Origin of the sequence: uncultured Campylobacter sp. (genome assembly GCF_938002845.1) — a bacterium.
Classification (GTDB): domain Bacteria; phylum Campylobacterota; class Campylobacteria; order Campylobacterales; family Campylobacteraceae; genus Campylobacter_B.
The window spans coordinates 1-1,426 of the sequence record NZ_CALKZP010000030.1; the positions used below are offsets into that span (position 1 = coordinate 1).

Consider the following 1,426-nt stretch of genomic DNA (forward strand, 5'->3'; position numbering starts at 1 on the left):
GCTTGCTTTTAAAATTTTGCGGTGCGATCGGTTCATTTTAAATTTGGCGGCGGCGTAGGCACGGCGACTTGTCTTTAAAACATAGCGCGTTTTGCTTGGTATCGGCGTGACCCTCGATCTCGCAGCGTGATTGCCCTGCTTAAATTTATCGGTAGCTTGGGTGTAGTAAACTACATTTAAAATTTTGCAGCGTAATTTTTCTTTCGATACGGCAGCTGCTTCTAAAATTTTACGCTCGCGGCGGCTAATTTTTATCGTAGCTAGATTGCTGCGCCGTGCGTGAATAATCCGCCGCATGAATGTAAGCGTCTAAATTTAAAGGATATCTATGAACGGCGAAATATATCTCTCGTGCGCGCTATGCATCGCGCTAAAATCAGCTCTGCGCGGCAATCCTGAGCAGTCGCCGCAAGATCAAAAATATATAAAATATTTAAATTTTGAGTTTGCAAAGGAGCATTTCCGCACCGCAGAGGGTGTGAGCCGTGCAGAGCAGGACGGCGTAAACGACGCAAGTAAAGCTGCGGAGCAAAAAGATGCGTACGGCGCAGTGCAAGGCAGTGCGACGGACGAAGCCGCCGAGAACGGCGGTGCAGCGGACAAAAAGAAAAGAAGCGTCAAATGAAAAAGCGGCGAGCGAAAAAGGCGCCGACGAAAGCGCAGGCTCGCCACTTTTGCAAAAAGCGCGCGAGTTTTTCACTGGACGGCTCACGCAAAAAGGACGCGAGGACGAGCCAATCTCCGCACGGCGGCGTTGGATAGAGCAGTGCTTAAAGCTCGGTCTGAAGGACGCGGGACTTAGTATTCCAACTTTCGCAAAAGATAGAGCGCTTTTGGGTTTTTCGGGTATGAGCGTAAACGGCATCGTTTGCTGCTTCGAGGGCTTTGACGGCGTTTTTACGCCTGATTGGAAATACGATCGCGACAAAAAGGCTTGGCGCGTGAAATACGTCGAGCGCCTTTGGCGCGGGATGCGCTAAACGCGCGCGATAACAGCGCAGAATTCGGGAATGTTTTAGTGCAGATCAGGGATTTTGCGAGCAAGATAGGCTGCGAAAACTTCGCGCAGACATTTGATAATGCGCTTAAGACGCTGTGGGGCGAAGTCGCTGTGGGTGAGTATTACGCCGTTTCGTTTGCAGCGCTGCCGCAGCCGAGCTTGAGGGCGTTTGCCGCAGCGGGGATCGCCGATGTATTCGGTGCGATGGGCTCTTGGGATGATGAGCCGCCGTCTATGGCGCAAGAAATTGGGTTCGGGGACGAATACGACCGCCTCTCGGACGAGCTCTTGGCGCAGAAAAACTTAGCGATTTTGTTTACGATAAACGGCTGGTAGGGCTTTGGCGCAAGAGCTAGAAAGCGCGCTAAACCTCTATCGTCGCGGGTCTATCAAACGCCGTTACGCTCGGCAGTTCGCCTTTAAATT

The 1,426-nt window shown here is 51.5% G+C and carries 4 protein-coding genes; 3 read left to right on the top strand and 1 reads right to left on the bottom strand.

Going from position 1 to position 1,426, the window contains the following annotated elements; genetic code table 11:
* Positions 1–297, bottom strand: a 297-nt coding sequence (locus Q0224_RS04250) for a hypothetical protein (RefSeq protein WP_297949365.1), incomplete at its 3' end; no start/stop codon positions are given.
* 31 nt (positions 298–328) lie between these two features.
* Here Q0224_RS04250 and Q0224_RS04255 point away from each other — a divergent pair.
* The 3 genes from Q0224_RS04255 to Q0224_RS04265 are packed head-to-tail and all read left to right on the top strand — an operon-like array spanning position 329 to position 1,336.
* On the top strand, positions 329–625 hold the full coding sequence (locus Q0224_RS04255; RefSeq protein ID WP_297949367.1) for a hypothetical protein: 297 nt from the start codon (positions 329–331) through the stop codon (positions 623–625).
* Complete coding sequence (locus Q0224_RS04260) at positions 591–980, top strand: hypothetical protein (protein ID WP_297949369.1); 390 nt, start codon at positions 591–593, stop codon at positions 978–980. Before Q0224_RS04255 ends, Q0224_RS04260 begins: the two co-directional genes overlap by 35 nt.
* Positions 962–1,336 carry a hypothetical protein gene (locus Q0224_RS04265; protein ID WP_297949371.1) on the top strand — a complete coding sequence of 125 codons (375 nt, stop codon included), beginning with the start codon at positions 962–964 and terminating at the stop codon, positions 1,334–1,336. Before Q0224_RS04260 ends, Q0224_RS04265 begins: the two co-directional genes overlap by 19 nt.
* Positions 1,337–1,426 lie beyond the last annotated feature (90 nt).